The organism is Streptomyces sp. CB02923 (genome assembly GCF_001905005.1).
Lineage (GTDB): Bacteria > Actinomycetota > Actinomycetes > Streptomycetales > Streptomycetaceae > Streptomyces.
The window spans coordinates 1036152-1051036 of the sequence record NZ_LWKZ01000001.1 but is presented as its reverse complement, the minus strand read 5'-3'; the positions used below and the strand labels follow the sequence as shown (position 1 = coordinate 1051036).

Below are 14885 nucleotides of genomic sequence, written 5' to 3'. Positions count from 1 at the left end.
CGGGGGATCGAAGTGTTACGTGTCCATTTCACGACGGAGGACCTGCGCCGTACACGGATCGCCGAGGGGGCCGACCCCCTGTGGGAGACCGTGCTGAGCCTGCACCGGCTGCGCGAGAGCCGTAACGATCCGGCCCTGGCCGCGTGGCGGCAGCACGCCGCGCGGCACGGCCCCGGCCCGCTGCGGATGCTGCTGCCGCTCGTGCCGCCGCGCGGCTACTTCCCCGACTTCCTGACACCGCTGGCCGGCTCGGCCGGTGTGGAGCCGGGCCTGGAAGCCGTGATGACGACGCCCCGGCGCCGGCTGCGCGCCGAGATCGGCCTGCTGGCCGGGCAGGCGCACCGCCCGGGGCACGGGCAGCACGCCGCGCCGCCCTCCTGGATGCGCTCCCTGGCGGACGGCGAGCCGGCCGCGCTGCGCGCCCTCGCCCGCAGCCTGCGCACGTACCACCACACGGCCCTCGGCCCCGGCTGGCCGCTCATCGGGCAGCGCGTCGTGGCCGACCGTACGCTGCGGCTGCACGCGCTGCGCCAGGACGGTGCAGAAACCATGCTGCGGACCTTCGGGCCGGCCATGCGCTGGCGGCGCCCCGTCCTGGAGGTGACCTATCCGCGCGACGGTGACCTGCGGCTGGAGGGGCGGGGCCTGCTGCTCGTGCCGTCGTACTTCTGCGCCCGCCCGGTTGCCCTCGCCGACACCGCGCTGCCGCCGGTCCTGGTCTACCCCGCGGTCCCGCCGGTGCGGGCGGCGGAGGCGAAGCGGGCCGGGTCCGGACATGCCGAAGGGCTCCGCCTCCGTACGTACGGGAGCGGAGCCCTTCGCGGCTTCCAGACCCGGTTCGGGTCACTGACCGGAACCAGGTTCTGAGGACGGGCGCCGCAGGAGAACCGGCGGCGCCCCCGGGATCAGAAGCGACGCGTGATCAGCGCGCGCTTGACCTCCTGGATCGCCTTGGTGACCTCGATACCGCGCGGGCAGGCGTCCGTGCAGTTGAAGGTCGTACGGCAGCGCCAGACGCCGTCCTTGTCGTTGAGGATTTCGAGCCGCTGCTCGCCGCCCTCGTCACGGCTGTCGAAGATGAAGCGGTGCGCGTTGACGATCGCCGCCGGGCCGAAGTACTGGCCGTCGTTCCAGAACACCGGGCACGAGGACGTGCACGCGGCGCACAGGATGCACTTGGTGGTGTCGTCGAAGCGCTCGCGGTCCTCGGCGGTCTGCAGGCGCTCACGCGTCGGCTCGTTGCCGTTGGTGATCAGGAACGGCATCACGTCCCGGTACGCCTGGAAGAACGGCTCCATGTCCACCACGAGGTCCTTGAGGACCGTCAGGCCCTTGATGGCCTCGACCGTGATGGGCTTCTCCGGGTTGATGTCCTTCAGCAGCGTCTTGCACGCCAGGCGGTTCTTGCCGTTGATCCGCATGGCGTCGGAGCCGCAGATGCCGTGCGCGCAGGAACGGCGGAAGGTCAGCGTGCCGTCCTGCTCCCACTTGACCTTGTGGAGGGCGTCCAGGACGCGCTCCTTCGGGTCCATCTCCAGCTGGAAGTCCTGCCAGCTCGCGTCCTCGGAGACCTCCGGGTTGAACCGGCGGACCCTCAGCGTGATGGTGATGGCGTGCGAGGCGCCGTCCTCGGCCGCGTCCAGGGCCTTGGAGTGCTTTTCGAGGGTGGAGGTGCTCATCAGTACTTACGCTCCATCGGCTGGTAGCGGGTCTGGACGACCGGCTTGTAGTCGAGGCGGATCGACTCGGCGCCGTCTGCCGCCACCTCGCGGTACGCCATGGTGTGCCGCATGAAGTTGACGTCGTCGCGGTTGGGGTAGTCCTCGCGGTAGTGACCGCCGCGGGACTCCTTGCGGGCCAGCGCGGACACCGCCATCACCTCGGCCAGGTCGAGCAGGTTGCCCAGCTCGACGGCCTCCAGCAGGTCGGTGTTGAACCGCTTGCCCTTGTCCTGGATGGACACGTTCAGGTAGCGCTCGCGCAGCTCGCCGATCTTCTCGACCGCGGTCTTGATCGTCTGCTCGGTGCGGAACACCATGACGTTGGCGTCCATGGTCTCCTGGAGCTCCTTGCGGATCTCGGTGACCCGCTCGTTGCCCGAAGCCGAGCGCAGCCGCTCGACCTGGTCCTGGACCAGCTGCGCCGGGTCCTCCGGCAGCTCGACGAAGTCCGCGGTCGCCGCGTACTCCGCCGCCGCGATGCCGGCCCGGCGCCCGAAGACGTTGATGTCCAGCAGCGAGTTGGTGCCCAGGCGGTTCGCGCCGTGCACGGACACGCAGGCGACCTCGCCGGCGGCGTACAGGCCCGGCACGACGGTGGTGTTGTCGGCCAGCACCTCGCCCTCGACGTTGGTCGGGATGCCGCCCATCGCGTAGTGCGCGGTCGGCTGGATCGGGATCGGGTCCGTGTAGGGCTCGATGCCCAGGTACGTACGCGCGAACTCGGTGATGTCCGGCAGCTTGGCGTCCAGCTGCTCCGGCGGCAGGTGGGTCAGGTCCAGGTAGACGTGGTCGCCCTCGGGACCGCAGCCGCGGCCCTCGCGGATCTCCGTGTAGATGGAGCGCGAGACGACGTCACGCGAGGCGAGGTCCTTCATGACGGGCGCGTACTTCTCCATGAAGCGCTCGCCGTCCTTGTTGCGGAGGATGCCGCCCTCACCACGGGCGCCCTCCGTCAGCAGGATGCCCATCCGCCAGATGCCGGTCGGGTGGAACTGGAAGAACTCCATGTCCTCCAGCGGCAGCCCGCGGCGGTACGCGGCGGCCTGGCCGTCACCGGTCAGGGTGTGCGCGTTCGAGGTCACCTTGAAGAACTTGCCGGTGCCGCCGGACGCGAAGATCACGGCCTTCGCCTGGAAGACGTGGATCTCGCCGGTCGCCAGCTCGTACGCGACGACACCGGCGGACTTCTGCACGCCGTCCACGTCCTGGAGCAGCAGGTCCAGGACGTAGAACTCGTTGAAGAACTCGACGCCCTCCTTGACGCAGTTCTGGTACAGCGTCTGGAGGATCATGTGGCCGGTGCGGTCCGAGGCGTAGCAGGACCGGCGGACCGGGGCCTCACCGTGGTTACGGGAGTGGCCGCCGAAGCGGCGCTGGTCGATGGTGCCGTTCGGGGTGCGGTTGAACGGCAGGCCCATCCGCTCCAGGTCGAGGACCGAGTCGATGGCCTCCTTCGCCAGGATCTCGGCGGCGTCCTGGTCGACCAGGTAGTCGCCGCCCTTGATCGTGTCGAAGGTGTGCCACTCCCAGTTGTCCTCCTCGACATTGGCCAGGGCGGCGGCCATGCCGCCCTGCGCCGCGCCGGTGTGGGAGCGGGTGGGGTACAGCTTCGTCAGTACCGCGGTGCGGCTGCGCTTGGTCGACTCGATGGCCGCGCGCATCCCCGCGCCACCGGCGCCGACGATGACCGTGTCGTACTTGTGGATCTTCATGAGTCGGTTACCTCAGCCCCGGGGCCTAGCGGATGTTCGGGTCGAAGGTGAAGATCACCAGCGTGCCCAGAAGGACGGTGAACACCGTGGCGGTGTACAGGAGCATCTTCAGCCAGAAGCGGGTGTTGTCCCGCTGCGCGTAGTCGTTGATGACCGTGCGCAGGCCGTTGGCGCCGTGCAGCATCGCCAGCCACAGCATCACCAGGTCCCAGACCTGCCAGAACGGCGAGGCCCAGCGGCCGGCCACGAAGGCGAAGCCGATCTTGGAGACGCCGCCGTCCAGCACGAGCTGGAGCAGCAGGTGGCCGAGGACCAGGACGACCAGCACGATGCCGGACAGCCGCATGAACAGCCAGCCGTACATCTCGAAGTTCGTACGGGTCGTCTTGGGCGTCTTCTTCGTACGCTTGCGGGGCGGCTCGATCACGGGAGCCGGGTTGTCCACGTCGTACAAGGACACGGAGTCGTTCACAGCGGGACCTGCGGGGGATTGAGTTTCAGCAGACATCGCGCGTCATCAGCTCCCGAACAGCGTGCGCAGCGTGTGCTGCAGCACGGGGTAGAAAGCGCCGGCCATCAGGACGGCCCACACACCGACAACGGTCCACAGCAGCTGCTTCTGGTACTTCGGTCCCTTGGACCAGAAGTCGACGGCGATCACGCGGAGGCCGTTGAGCGCGTGGAAGAGGATGGCGGCCACGAGGCCGTACTCCATCACGTTGACAAGGGGCGTCTTGTACGTGGCAACGACGTCGTCATAGGCCTCGGGGGAGACGCGGACGAGTGCGGTGTCGAGGACGTGCACGAACAGGAAGAAGAAAATGAGGACGCCAGTGACTCGATGAGCCACCCAGGACCACATGCCTTCCCGGCCGCGGTACAGCGTTCCAGCCGGCACGGAAAAACCCTCCGGGAGCGGGGATTGGGGCCTGCCGGCTTCTCTGTCGGTCTGGCCCGGCCGGGTACGGTCCACCGGCCCTGGCCATCGTAGCGACGGACTGTCGGTTCCTCCCGCCGGGGTCCTCAGGTGTGATCAAACAGGCACGTACGGGCTATCCCCCGGGGGCGGGTCGGCCCTGTACGGGCGGGGGCGGATGCGGTACGGGGCGGGTGCTCCGGAGGGGTGATCCGGCCGGTCACCCGGCCGGGTGACCGGGCCGGGCGGCCCCGGGCCCCGGGCTCAGGCGCGGGACGCCACGAGCTGGGCGAGCCGTCCGCGCGCGATCCGGCGCAGCTCGTCGGCGGCGATGGCCCGCTCCTCCTCGGAAGCGTTGCCGAGCCGGTCGTGGATCGCGGTGAGCACCACGTTCAGCTGTTCGGTGTCGCGGAAGCCGTCCAGGCAGATGACGAAGGCGTGCCGGAACTGGCGCTCGTACTCGGCGTGCGCGGCGCGCAGCGCGGTGTGCGCCGCCAGCGTGCCCGGCCCGCGCGCGCCGACGAGCGGCTGCGGCGAGACGGTCTCCCCGGCCAGCGCCTCGTCCAGGTCGGCCGGGGTCAGGTCGTAGCTGGCCTCGTCGGCGGCGGCCAGCAGGGCCTCCACATCCGGGTACGGGCGGTGGTCGGCCAGGCGGCGGGCCCAGCGGCGGCTGCCGCAGCAGGTCAGCAGGGCCGCCTCGGCGGTGTCCGGGGCGGCGCCGTTCAGGCGTTCCAGGCCGGTCGTACGGACCGGGGCGGCGCTGCCGGGAGGCGGTGGCGGCAGCGGCGGCAGCTTCTGGGAGGGTGTGGCGGGCCGGGGAGTGCGCAGCGGTGTCGGCGGGGCGGCCGGGGTATCGCTGGGCTGCATGGGCTCCTCGGGGCGGAGAACGCTGATCAGGGCGGCGCCGGAGCGGCGGGGTCGCGGCGGATGCGCGGGGGGCCGTGGGCCCCGGGAGGGGTGAACGGGTTGAGACGCCACCGTAACGACGTCTGTCGAGCACTGTCCGATGGATGCACGAATTTCACCCGAATGAGAGAGCTTTCGCGCGCGTACTAGACGTGAACGTCTGTCACCTGGCAATACCTTCGCCCCGGAAAGGGAGGTTTTGCGTATATGAGGACCGGAAAACTGGCCACGAGCATCACCGCAGGAGTGACGGCCGCCCTCACGGCACTGGCCGTCGCGGGCTGCTCGGACGGCCGCACCCCGCCGAAGGGCGACGGCGGCAGCGCCTCCGCCGCCCCCACCCCCACCTGGGACCCGGTGCAGGGCCCGCCCCGCACCGTGCCCGCCGTACAGAAATTCAGCGCCGCCGACGGACGCGGCTGGCGGCCCGCCAAACAGGCCCGCGTCGTGGTGCCCGCGGGCGAGAAGAGTCCGCTCGCCGACGAGGCCCGGCGGTTCGCCCGGGAACTGGGCGGCCTGCGCACGGTCTGGGGCAAGCAGCCCGTCCGGCCCGGCGACGTCGAGCTGCGGCTGTCCGGCGGCGAGGACGCCGCCCGGCGCGCCGACAACGCACCGGTCTACGACACCGCCGAGGAGGCGTACACCCTCACCGCCCGCGGCACCCGCCTCACCCTCACCGCCCCCACCGACGCGGGCATCTTCAACGGCACCCGCACCGTTCTGCAGTCCGTACGGGCCTCCGGCGGCGTCCCCGAAGGAACCGTCGAGGACCGCCCGGACCGTGCGCAGCGCGGCTTCATGCTGGACATCGCGCGCAAGCACTTCGACGTGCAGTGGATCGAGGACCGCATCCGCGACCTGGCGGGCCTCAAGCTCAACCAGCTCCAGCTGCACTTCTCCGACGACCAGGCGTTCCGCATCGAGAGCGAGAAGCACCCGGAGATCGTCTCCGAGGACCACCTCACCAAGGACCAGGTGCGTCACCTCGTCGACGTCGCCCGCGGCCTGCACATCACCGTCATCCCGGAGATCGACTCGCCCGGCCACCTCGGCGCCGTCCTGAAAGCCCACCCCGACCTCCAGCTGCGCTCCGCCGACGGCCGGACCCAGAGCGGCGCGATGGACATCTCACAGCCCGGCGCCGCCGAGATCGTGGACGACCTGCTGCGCGAATACGCCCCGCTCTTCCCCGGCAAGCACTGGCACCTGGGCGGCGACGAGTACCGCGCGCTGGCCGACCGGGACCCCGCCGCGAACTACCCGCAGCTGGCCCGCGCCGCCCGGGAGAAGTACGGCGACGGCGGCACGATCGAGGACCTGGCCACCGGCTGGCTCAACGACCGGGACAAGACCGTGCGGGCCGCCGGGGCCCAGCAGGTCGAGGCCTGGAACGACGGCTACTTCCGCGACACGGACGTCGCACCGGACTCCGGCCGCACCGTCGCCTACTGGACCGGCAAGGAGATCGGCGCCCGCGAACCGGACGAATACCTGCGCGAGAAGCGCACGGTCGTCAACCTCAACGACGAGTACCTCTACTACGTGCTCGGCGAGCCCAACAACATGCCGTACCCGACCGGCGAACGGATCTACACGCAGTGGACGCCCGGGGTGCTGCGCGGTACCAAGGCCGTGCCGGAGTCGCTGTCCGGCCCCGACCGGGTGCTCGGGGCGCGTCTGGCGGTGTGGTGCGACCTGGCGGGCAAGCAGACGCAGCAGCAGGTGGCCGACGGCATCCGGATGCCGCTGCGCGCGCTCGCGCAGAAGGTCTGGGACCGCCGCGATCCGGCCCTGTCCTGGGCGGACTTCAAAAAACTGGCCAACCAGGTCTGAGCGGCCAGGGCCGGACGCGGCGAGAAGGGGACGACCGGGGCCGCCACCCCCCACAGGAGAGGCCCCGGCCGTCGTTCCAGGGGAGCCCGGTCAAGGGCCCCTGATCCTTACAGCGCCATGTGCCGCGAAAGCGTCACACGGGGTGCGGGCCGCGGCACGGCACACGCCGCGCGCCCGGCGCCCGGCCCGGTGCGGGTGCGCTCTGGACGCGGGGTGCGCCCTGGCCGTAGCGTGCGGGTCCGCGCCGCCCGGCGCGGTGGCCGTACGCACCTCCCGCCGGTGCGGAGGGGCAGGTCGGCAGGCAGCCCGGGTGCCCGGTGCGCGGGCGGCCGGGTTACCGTCAGCGGGGACACACGGGTTACCAGGAGTACCCGCGGTGCCCGAGAACAGCGAATCAGCGAGGACCGGGCGGCGGACTTTCCGCGTGCGACAGGATGGACCCGTGCGAGGGGACGACACTCAGCCGGACGACAGCCGGCTGACGGTCGCCGTACAGGCGGCGCAGGGCGGCGACGAGGCGGCGTTCCGTACCGTCTACCGTGCCGTGCATCCCCGGCTTATCGGATATGTACGGACCTTGGTGGGCGAAGCGGATGCCGAGGACGTGGCCTCCGAAGCATGGCTCCAGATCACCCGCGACCTGCCCCGCTTCAGCGGCGACGCCGACCGGTTCCGGGGCTGGGCCGCACGCATAGCCCGCAACCGGGCCCTGGATCACATACGGATGCGCGGCCGCCGCCCCGCCGTCGGCGGCGACGAGACCGAGCTGACCGACCGGCCGGGCGCCTCGGACACCGCCGACGAGGCCATGGAAGCCCTCGGTACCGGCCACACCTTCCGCCTCATCTCACGGCTCCCGCAGGACCAGGCCGAAGCCGTCGTACTGCGCGTGGTGGTGGGCCTGGACGCCAAGAGCGCCGCGGGAGTGCTGGGCAAACGGCCCGGCGCCGTACGGACCGCCGCACACCGCGGACTGCGGCGGCTGGCCGACCTCCTCGGAGCCGGCGGCGACGACGGGCCTGTGGGAGCGCCCATGGAAGGAGTGCCCGCACAGGGCACCGGACGAGGTGAGAGCGCGGCGGAATCGTACGTACCGGGTGTGACGGAAACGGCCGCACGAACGCAGAAGGACATGTGATGGCCGACGACCGGTACGACTGGCTCGACGAGGAGGCCGCGGAGCGACTGCTGCGCGGCGAACCGGCCGGTTCCCCGGACGGCACCGGCGCCGCGGAACTCACCGCCCTGCTCCACGCCGCCGCCACGGCGGGCCGAAGCACCGCCGGGGACACACCGCTCCCCGGCGAGGAAGCCGCCCTCGCCGCCTTCAGACAGGCACGCGGCCCCGCCCCGGCGACGGCCGCGGCCCCCGCGGCCGGCATCGCCGACATCACAGCCGCCCGCGCGGCGGACGCCGCCCCCACACCCCGCGGCGCGGGAACCGCCACCCACCGCCGCTTCGGACGCCCGCTGCGCCGCGGATTCATGGTCGCCCTGGCAGGCTGCGCGCTCGGCGGCGTCGCCGTGGCCGCCGGCACGGGCGTCCTGCCGACCCCCTTCCGCAGCACCACCGGCCCGGCCCCCGCCACCAGCGTCTCCGCCGCCGAAACCCCCGGCCCGCTCGCCACCGACGACACCGCCCCGGCCACCGGCGGCGCCTCCCGGATGCCGGACCCCGCCCCCGGCACCGACCGGCCCGACCCCCTCATCACCGACACCGGAAGCGACGGCGGCACCGGCGGCACCCCGCCCCCCGGCGCCGGACGGAACACCCCCGGCCAGGACGCGACCGGCGGCGGCACCACCGGAGACGGCGACAGCAGCCCCGACGACCCCAAGGGCAAGCCGGACGACAAGGAGAAGCGCCGGCTCGGTGTCGCGTTCTGCCGCACCTACGAATCCGGCCAGCGCTCCGTCCTCGACCAGGACACACTGCGCCGCCTGGAACGCGCGGCAGGCGGCCCGGAAAAGGTGCACGCCTTCTGCCGCCAGTACCTCTCCCACACCCAGGACGGCACCCAGGGCGGCGGCCGCTACGACGGCGACGGCCGCGGCAACCACGGCCAGGGCGGCCACGGCCACGGACACGGAGGCAAGGGCCACGGCGGCAAGGGCGACGACGAGGACGACGACCACCACGGATACGCCCCCTCCGCAGGCACCGCCGCCCCCTACCCCCGCGACCCCGCCGGCACCGTCACCACCACCCCCGCCGCACCCGACGAGCTGCGCATCCCCGGAGCACCCCTCATCGCACCGGTGTGACGTTTTCCGGCCCCCCGGCGCAGTACGTGGTGAAGCCGACTGGTCATCGGCTTGCGCGCGAGCCGGGGTTCCCCCCGTACCAACGGCTCGTCGCACCTGGCGCGGGCGGGGCACGTTCCCCCGGCCCTGCCCGCGCCCCTCTTTGCGCCTAAGCCGGCGCCGCTCTCGCGGATCTGGTTGCGGTGGGTGGGGGGTGCGCAATTGATGGCTGGGGTTACTGCGGGGGTGGGTGGGGGGCGGCGTGGGATTGAGTGGGCTTGGTGGGTTATTTGTAGATGACTACCTTGTCGCCGGGTTTTACCTCTTGGAAGAGGGTGGCCACCTTGGTTCTGTCGCGGACGTTTACGCAGCCGTGGGAGGCGCCGCGGTAGCCGTGGGCGGCGAAGTCGGCCGAGTAGTGGACGGCCTGGCCGCCGCTGAAGAACATCGCGTACGGCATCGGCGTGTGATAGATCGACGAGACATGGCGACGGCTCTTGAACGCGATCCGGAACGTGCCCTCCCGGGTCGGCGTGTACTGCGCGCCGAAACGGACGTCCATCGCCGAGCGCACCTTGCCGTTCACCATCCACGCGAGCGTGTTGCTCCGCTTGCTGATGCACAGGACGCGCCCCGTCATGCAGCGGCGGTCACGCCTGACGGCCGGCTTCCTGGGGGGCTTCCCGACCGGCTTCTTCGCGGTCTTCTTGGCGGGCGGGTGCAGCTGGGCGCGGGTGGGTGGGCGTGTGCGCGAGACCAGGGCGTTCCAGGTCGCGCGGTCCACGGTGCCCGTACGCCGCAGACCCCGCCGGCGCTGGAAGGCCGACACGGAGGCGGCGGTCTGCCGTCCGTAGAAACCGGTGGGCTTACGGCGGAAGAGTGACAACTGGGCCATGCGGGCCTGTAGTTCGCGCACCTTCGGGCCGCGGGCGCCGCGGGCGAGGACCGGCTTGGCCGTCCGGCGCGGCGCTTTGGTCGCGCGGGCGCGTCTGGGGGGCGCCTTGTCCGCCGTCTGCGCGGGAAACGCCTCCGCGCGCCCCGGCGCGGAGGCCGAGGGGGCCGATGGCGAGAGTCCGCCGTTCGGGGTGATCGTGATGGTTTTGCAGCCGGTCGTCACGGCCAGCACCAGCAGCCCGGTGGCCACCGCCTGTCCCTTGCGCACGCCGTGTCCCTTCCGCATCCGTGTCATGGCGTCACCCCCGTGGTGACACCGGCCTCTTCCAGGAACTGGATTCCCAGTGCCGCGACGACACGAAACTAAGGACACCCGGGGGTGAGGGGGCATGACGCCGTCAGAGGGCGCACACCCGCGGCGCACGCCCCCGCCCGGCCCCCGCCGTGCGCAGCGCGGGATGCGCACTCCTCCCGCGGGGTGCGATGCCCCCGTGCGCGGTACGCCCGGCCGCTCCGGGGGACAATGACCAGATGTCACCGCGTCGCCCGTGCCCCGTATGCAACCGAGAGATCGCCGTCGTAGGCGGACGCTACGCCCGCCACGACCCGCCGGGCCGCCGCACCGTGCTGGAACTCGTCTCGTGTCCCGGCTCCCGCCGCATCGCGCCGATGATGGCTCCCGCGGAACGGCTGTTCGACCCGGAGGAGCCTCCGTTCCCGGGGCAGCAGCCCCTGTTCTGAGCGGCAGGCCGCGCCGTTACGGCCGGTCCGCCTGCGACGCGCGACGCTCCGCCGCGGACGCCGCGAACGCCTCCCACTCCCGCCCGGCCAAGGGCCTGAGCACGCGGCGCCACCCCTCGGCCGCCTCCGGTCCGGCCTCCTCCAGCGCGGCGGCGAACAGTGCGCGCTGACGCTCGTGGAGCTTGCGTTCCAGCTCCGCGCCGCGCTCGGTGAGGTGGAGTTCCTTACGGCGGCGGTCCCGCGCCCCCGGTGTCACCCGCACCAGCTGTTCGTCGCTCAGCTTGCGCAGCGGCCCGTTGATGGCCTGTTTGGTGAGCGCGAGCGCCTGGCACAGCTCGCCGACGCTCATGCCGGGGGAGTGCGCGAGGAACGTCAGGACGCGGTGGTGGGCGCGGCCCATGCCCTGTTCGGTCAGGGCTTCGTCGGCCGCTCCGGTGAAGGCGCGGTAGGCGAAGTAGAAGAGGGTGAAATCGCGGTCGAAGGTGTCCGGACGATTAGGGTCAAGCATGTTGACATTTTATCCCGGGGTTCCGTACGCTCGCGACTTGGGTCAACCAACTTGACCTAAAACGTTTACGCGTGAAGAAAGGCCGGTAACCGCGATGTCGGACACCCCCTCGGACATCGGCCCGCAGGCCACCACCCCCCGGGCCGCGACCCCCCGTATCACCGTCGCCGACTACCTGCTCCGCCGTCTGCGCGAGCTGGACGTCGAGCACCTCTTCGGCGTGCCCGGCGACTACAACCTCGGCTTCCTCGACCAGGTGACCGCCTTCCCCGGCCTCACCTGGGTCGGCACCTGCAACGAGCTCGACGCCGCCTACGCCGCCGACGGCTACGCCCGGCTGCGCGGCGCCGCCGCCCTCGTCACGACCTTCGGCGTCGGCGAACTGTCGGCCGTCAACGGCATCGCCGGCGCGTACGCCGAATCGGTGCCGGTCGTCGCCGTCACCGGTATGCCCGCCACCGCGGTCGCCGCGGCCGGCCGCCCCGTGCACCACACCCTGATGGACGGCGAATACGGGCACTTCGGCCGGATGTTCGCCGAGGTGACGGTGGCCCGCGCCGACCTGACCGCGGAGAACGCCCCGGCGGAGATCGACCGCGTACTGCGGGCCATGTACCGGCACAGCAAGCCGGTTCACCTGAATCTGCCCACCGATGTCGTGCTGGCCCGGGTTCCGGAGCCCGCCGGGCCGCTGGTCGTGCCGGACGAACCGGCCGATCCCGGGCTGCTGCGGGACTTCCTCGCGAGCTGCGCGCGGATGCTGGACGGGGCGCGCAGCGTCACCGTGCTGGCGGGGCACGAGGCCGAGCGGTTCCGGCTGCGCGGGCCGCTGCGCGACCTGCTCGCCGCCGCGCCGGTCCGGGCCGCCGCGTTCTCCAGCGGGAAGGGCGTGCTGGACGAGACCGCGCCCGGCTTCGTCGGCGCCTACACCGGAGAGATCAGCGACAAGCGGGCCAGGGCGGCCGTCGAGGACGCGGACTGCCTGATCCTGGCCGGAGCCCCGGTCTCGGACAGCGTCACCGGCGGCTTCAGCCATCACTTCACCCCGGAGCGGACCATCGAGCTGCGTCCGGGGCGGGCGGCGGCGGGACGCGGGGTGTACGGCGGGATCGCCATGGCCGAGGCCGTCGCCGGGCTGGCCGGGCTGCTGCGGGGCGCGGAGCTGCCGGAGCCCGACGGGTACGGCGAGCCCGCCGCCCCCGCGGACGCCGCGACGGGGTCGGGTGCGGGGACAGGTGGACTGACGCAGCGTCAGTTGTGGTCCGCCATCGGCGCGTTCCTGCCCGTCGGCAGTGTGCTCGTCGCCGAGCAGGGCACCGCGTTCTACGGCGCCCAGGAAGTGCCGCTGCCCGCGGACGGCCGCTTCGTCGGCCAGCCGCTGTGGGGGTCGATCGGGTACACCCTGCCCGCCACCCTCGGCACCGGGCTGGCCGCGCCGGACCGGCGTTCGGTGCTGGTGATCGGAGACGGCTCCCTCCAGCTCACCGCGCAGGAACTGGGCACCATGACCCGGTACGGCGCGGCGCCGGTGGTCGTGGTCGTCAACAACGACGGCTACACCGTCGAGCGCGCCATCCACGGCGCCACCGCCTCGTACAACGACATCGCCGCCTGGGACTACACCGCCCTGCCCGCCGCTTTCGGCGCCGGTCCCGGCACGGTCGCGGTGCGGGTGGAGACCCCCGCCGAGCTGGCCGACGCGCTCGCGCTGGCCGCCCGTACGCCGGACGAGCTGGTGCTGATCGAGGCGGTGCTGCCGCGCGACGACGCCCCGGAACTCCTGACGGCCCTCGCGCGGCGGTTCGCGGAGCAGAACGCCTACGGGGCCTGACGGCGGCGCGCCTCCCGCACGCAGGGGATCACCACGAGATCATCCGCCGTACGGGACGGGAATTCAGCGGTCGGCCACGAATTCCCGTACGGGGGACCACGGCACGGTGCCGTGGCCGCGCGCAACTACGGTGCGAGGACGTCCAGTTCGGCCATGGCGCCGGCGGTGATCTCGCGGGTCAGCGCTTCGGCGCGCTCCGCGTCGCCGACCCGTACCGCCTCGGCGACCTGGACGTGCAGGGTCACCGCGGCCGGGTCGGGGTCGGTGAACATGACGTGGTGGTGGGTGCGGCCGGTGAGGACCGCGGCCACCACGTCGCCGAGCCGGGCGAACATCTCGTTGCCGGACGCGGTGAGCACGACGCGGTGGAAGGACACGTCGTGCACCAGGTACGCGTCGAGCTGCTGGCCGCGCGAGGTGGCGACCATGCCCATGGCGTGCCCGGTCAGCTCGGCGCACTGCGCGGGGGTGGCGTGCCGGGCGGCCAGACCGGCGGCGGCCGGTTCGACGGCGGAGCGCAGCACGGTCAGGGACCGCAGCTGCCGGGGGCGGTCGGGACCGGCCAGCCGCCAGCCGATGACGCGCGGGTCGTAGACGTTCCACTCCTCGGTGGGGCGCACGGTCACGCCGACGCGGCGCCGGGAGGCGACCAGCTGCATGGATTCCAGGACCCGTATCGCCTCGCGGATGACCGTTCGGGACACGTCGAAACGTTCTTCGAGCGCGTCGGTGCGCAAGACCGTGCCCGGCGGGTACTCACCCGCGGTGATGGCGGGTCCCAGGGACTCCAGTACCCGCGCGTGCAGCCCCTGCCCCGCCCCCTGGTTCTCCATGGGATCAGCCTACGTTCCTTCGAGAGGTCCGCTTTTAAGTATGACTTTTACGTCACAGAGGCTTGAATACGTCGTATCCCATGGGTTTCAGTGGGGCGACAGACCGATGTCAAAGAGGACAGCGAGGTACACGGGATGAGCACCCCCCACGTCATCGTCGTGATGGGCGTGGCCGGCACCGGCAAGACCACGATCGGTCCGCTGGTGGCCGCAGGCCTCGATGTCCCCTACGCGGAGGGCGACGACTTCCACCCCCCGGCCAACATCGCCAAGATGTCGGCCGGCACCCCGCTCCAGGACGCCGACCGGTGGCCGTGGCTCGACGCCATCGGCGCCTGGGCCCACGACCGGGCGGGCCGGGGCGGCGTCGTCAGCAGCTCGGCGCTCAAGCGCGCCTACCGCGACCGCCTGCGGGCCGCCGCGCCCGGCGTCGTCTTCCTGCACCTGACGGGCGACCGGTCGCTGATCGAGTCCCGGATGGCCGAGCGCAAGGGCCATTTCATGCCCACCGCGCTGCTGGACTCCCAGTTCGCCACCCTGGAGCCGCTCGGCGCGGACGAGGCGGGCGTCGCCGTCGACGTGTCCGGCACCCCGCAGGAGATCGCCGACCGCGCCGCGACCGCGCTGCGCCGCTACGACACGGGCCGGTCCGCCCCCGCGTAACGCAGGGCCCCCACGACCGGTCCGCCCCCGCGTAACCGCAGGGCCACCACCACAACCAGCACCAGCACCCCTTAGGGAACAGC

At 72.1% G+C, this 14885-nt stretch carries 15 protein-coding genes; 7 read left to right on the top strand and 8 right to left on the bottom strand.

Going from position 1 to position 14885, the window contains the following annotated elements; genetic code table 11:
- The first annotated feature begins 12 nt into the window (after nucleotides 1-12).
- Nucleotides 13-867, top strand: a complete 855-nt coding sequence (locus A6A06_RS04465; RefSeq protein WP_073758997.1) for a hypothetical protein — start codon at nucleotides 13-15, stop codon at nucleotides 865-867.
- Nucleotides 868-905: 38 nt separating this feature from the next.
- Here A6A06_RS04465 and A6A06_RS04460 read toward each other — a convergent pair whose 3' ends face one another.
- The 5 genes from A6A06_RS04460 to A6A06_RS04440 form a co-directional block, all read right to left on the bottom strand.
- On the bottom strand, nucleotides 906-1679 hold the full coding sequence (locus tag A6A06_RS04460; RefSeq protein WP_073758995.1) for a succinate dehydrogenase iron-sulfur subunit: 774 nt from the start codon (nucleotides 1677-1679) through the stop codon (nucleotides 906-908).
- A complete protein-coding gene (gene sdhA / locus A6A06_RS04455) occupies nucleotides 1679-3433 on the bottom strand; it encodes a succinate dehydrogenase flavoprotein subunit (RefSeq protein ID WP_073758993.1) in 1755 nt (584 codons plus the stop codon). The genes A6A06_RS04460 and sdhA overlap by 1 nt, the downstream gene beginning before the upstream one ends.
- A gap of 25 nt (nucleotides 3434-3458) precedes the next feature.
- Nucleotides 3459-3941 carry a succinate dehydrogenase hydrophobic membrane anchor subunit gene (locus A6A06_RS04450; RefSeq protein ID WP_031002750.1) on the bottom strand — a complete coding sequence of 161 codons (483 nt, stop codon included), beginning with the start codon at nucleotides 3939-3941 and terminating at the stop codon, nucleotides 3459-3461.
- Between the two features lie 9 nt (nucleotides 3942-3950).
- On the bottom strand, nucleotides 3951-4331 hold the full coding sequence (gene sdhC / locus A6A06_RS04445; RefSeq protein ID WP_003985924.1) for a succinate dehydrogenase, cytochrome b556 subunit: 381 nt from the start codon (nucleotides 4329-4331) through the stop codon (nucleotides 3951-3953).
- 282 nt (nucleotides 4332-4613) lie between these two features.
- Entirely contained in the window at nucleotides 4614-5216 is a 603-nt protein-coding gene (locus A6A06_RS04440; protein ID WP_079193774.1) for a 2-oxo-4-hydroxy-4-carboxy-5-ureidoimidazoline decarboxylase, read from the bottom strand.
- 246 nt (nucleotides 5217-5462) lie between these two features.
- On the opposite strand from A6A06_RS04440, the gene A6A06_RS04435 reads away from it, so the two are divergent.
- The 3 genes from A6A06_RS04435 to A6A06_RS04425 all read left to right on the top strand — a co-directional run bounded on the left by A6A06_RS04435 (nucleotide 5463) and on the right by A6A06_RS04425 (nucleotide 9353).
- Nucleotides 5463-7088, top strand: a complete 1626-nt coding sequence (locus tag A6A06_RS04435) for a beta-N-acetylhexosaminidase (RefSeq protein WP_073758991.1) — start codon at nucleotides 5463-5465, stop codon at nucleotides 7086-7088.
- A gap of 442 nt (nucleotides 7089-7530) precedes the next feature.
- The gene (locus A6A06_RS04430; protein WP_079193773.1) at nucleotides 7531-8226 is read left to right on the top strand and encodes an RNA polymerase sigma factor; all 696 of its coding nucleotides are present in this window, start codon (nucleotides 7531-7533) and stop codon (nucleotides 8224-8226) included.
- Nucleotides 8226-9353, top strand: a complete 1128-nt coding sequence (locus A6A06_RS04425; protein ID WP_073758987.1) for a hypothetical protein — start codon at nucleotides 8226-8228, stop codon at nucleotides 9351-9353. The genes A6A06_RS04430 and A6A06_RS04425 overlap by 1 nt, the downstream gene beginning before the upstream one ends.
- A gap of 265 nt (nucleotides 9354-9618) precedes the next feature.
- Here A6A06_RS04425 and A6A06_RS04420 read toward each other — a convergent pair whose 3' ends face one another.
- Nucleotides 9619-10494: a L,D-transpeptidase family protein gene (locus A6A06_RS04420; RefSeq protein WP_242440553.1), complete on the bottom strand. Its 876-nt coding sequence runs from the start codon at nucleotides 10492-10494 to the stop codon at nucleotides 9619-9621.
- Nucleotides 10495-10757: 263 nt separating this feature from the next.
- Here A6A06_RS04420 and A6A06_RS04415 point away from each other — a divergent pair, with 263 nt between their 5' ends.
- Complete coding sequence (locus A6A06_RS04415; RefSeq protein ID WP_073758983.1) at nucleotides 10758-10967, top strand: hypothetical protein; 210 nt, start codon at nucleotides 10758-10760, stop codon at nucleotides 10965-10967.
- A gap of 16 nt (nucleotides 10968-10983) precedes the next feature.
- Here the strand turns inward: A6A06_RS04415 and A6A06_RS04410 are convergent, their stop codons facing one another.
- The gene (locus A6A06_RS04410; RefSeq protein WP_073758981.1) at nucleotides 10984-11475 is read right to left on the bottom strand and encodes a MarR family winged helix-turn-helix transcriptional regulator; all 492 of its coding nucleotides are present in this window, start codon (nucleotides 11473-11475) and stop codon (nucleotides 10984-10986) included.
- A 94-nt stretch (nucleotides 11476-11569) separates the two neighbouring features.
- Here A6A06_RS04410 and A6A06_RS04405 point away from each other — a divergent pair, with 94 nt between their 5' ends.
- Nucleotides 11570-13306 (top strand): alpha-keto acid decarboxylase family protein, encoded by a 1737-nt coding sequence (locus tag A6A06_RS04405; protein ID WP_073758979.1) that lies wholly within the window; start codon nucleotides 11570-11572, stop codon nucleotides 13304-13306.
- 125 nt (nucleotides 13307-13431) lie between these two features.
- Here A6A06_RS04405 and A6A06_RS04400 read toward each other — a convergent pair whose 3' ends face one another.
- Nucleotides 13432-14139, bottom strand: a complete 708-nt coding sequence (locus tag A6A06_RS04400) for a FadR/GntR family transcriptional regulator (protein ID WP_073758977.1) — start codon at nucleotides 14137-14139, stop codon at nucleotides 13432-13434.
- Nucleotides 14140-14274: 135 nt separating this feature from the next.
- Here A6A06_RS04400 and A6A06_RS04395 point away from each other — a divergent pair, with 135 nt between their 5' ends.
- Nucleotides 14275-14802: a gluconokinase gene (locus tag A6A06_RS04395; RefSeq protein WP_073758975.1), complete on the top strand. Its 528-nt coding sequence runs from the start codon at nucleotides 14275-14277 to the stop codon at nucleotides 14800-14802.
- The last annotated feature ends 83 nt before the right edge of the window (nucleotides 14803-14885 follow it).

Coding starts and splice junctions, on each gene's coding strand:
- A6A06_RS04460 (WP_073758995.1), bottom strand. CDS start 1,679: ATGAGCACCTCCACCCTCGAAAAGCACTCCAAGGCCCTGGACGCGGCC.
- sdhA (WP_073758993.1), bottom strand. CDS start 3,433: ATGAAGATCCACAAGTACGACACGGTCATCGTCGGCGCCGGTGGCGCG.
- A6A06_RS04450 (WP_031002750.1), bottom strand. CDS start 3,941: ATGTCTGCTGAAACTCAATCCCCCGCAGGTCCCGCTGTGAACGACTCC.
- A6A06_RS04440 (WP_079193774.1), bottom strand. CDS start 5,216: ATGCAGCCCAGCGATACCCCGGCCGCCCCGCCGACACCGCTGCGCACT.
- A6A06_RS04435 (WP_073758991.1), top strand. CDS start 5,463: ATGAGGACCGGAAAACTGGCCACGAGCATCACCGCAGGAGTGACGGCC.
- A6A06_RS04425 (WP_073758987.1), top strand. CDS start 8,226: ATGGCCGACGACCGGTACGACTGGCTCGACGAGGAGGCCGCGGAGCGA.
- A6A06_RS04415 (WP_073758983.1), top strand. CDS start 10,758: ATGTCACCGCGTCGCCCGTGCCCCGTATGCAACCGAGAGATCGCCGTC.
- A6A06_RS04410 (WP_073758981.1), bottom strand. CDS start 11,475: ATGCTTGACCCTAATCGTCCGGACACCTTCGACCGCGATTTCACCCTC.
- A6A06_RS04405 (WP_073758979.1), top strand. CDS start 11,570: ATGTCGGACACCCCCTCGGACATCGGCCCGCAGGCCACCACCCCCCGG.
- A6A06_RS04400 (WP_073758977.1), bottom strand. CDS start 14,139: ATGGAGAACCAGGGGGCGGGGCAGGGGCTGCACGCGCGGGTACTGGAG.
- A6A06_RS04395 (WP_073758975.1), top strand. CDS start 14,275: ATGAGCACCCCCCACGTCATCGTCGTGATGGGCGTGGCCGGCACCGGC.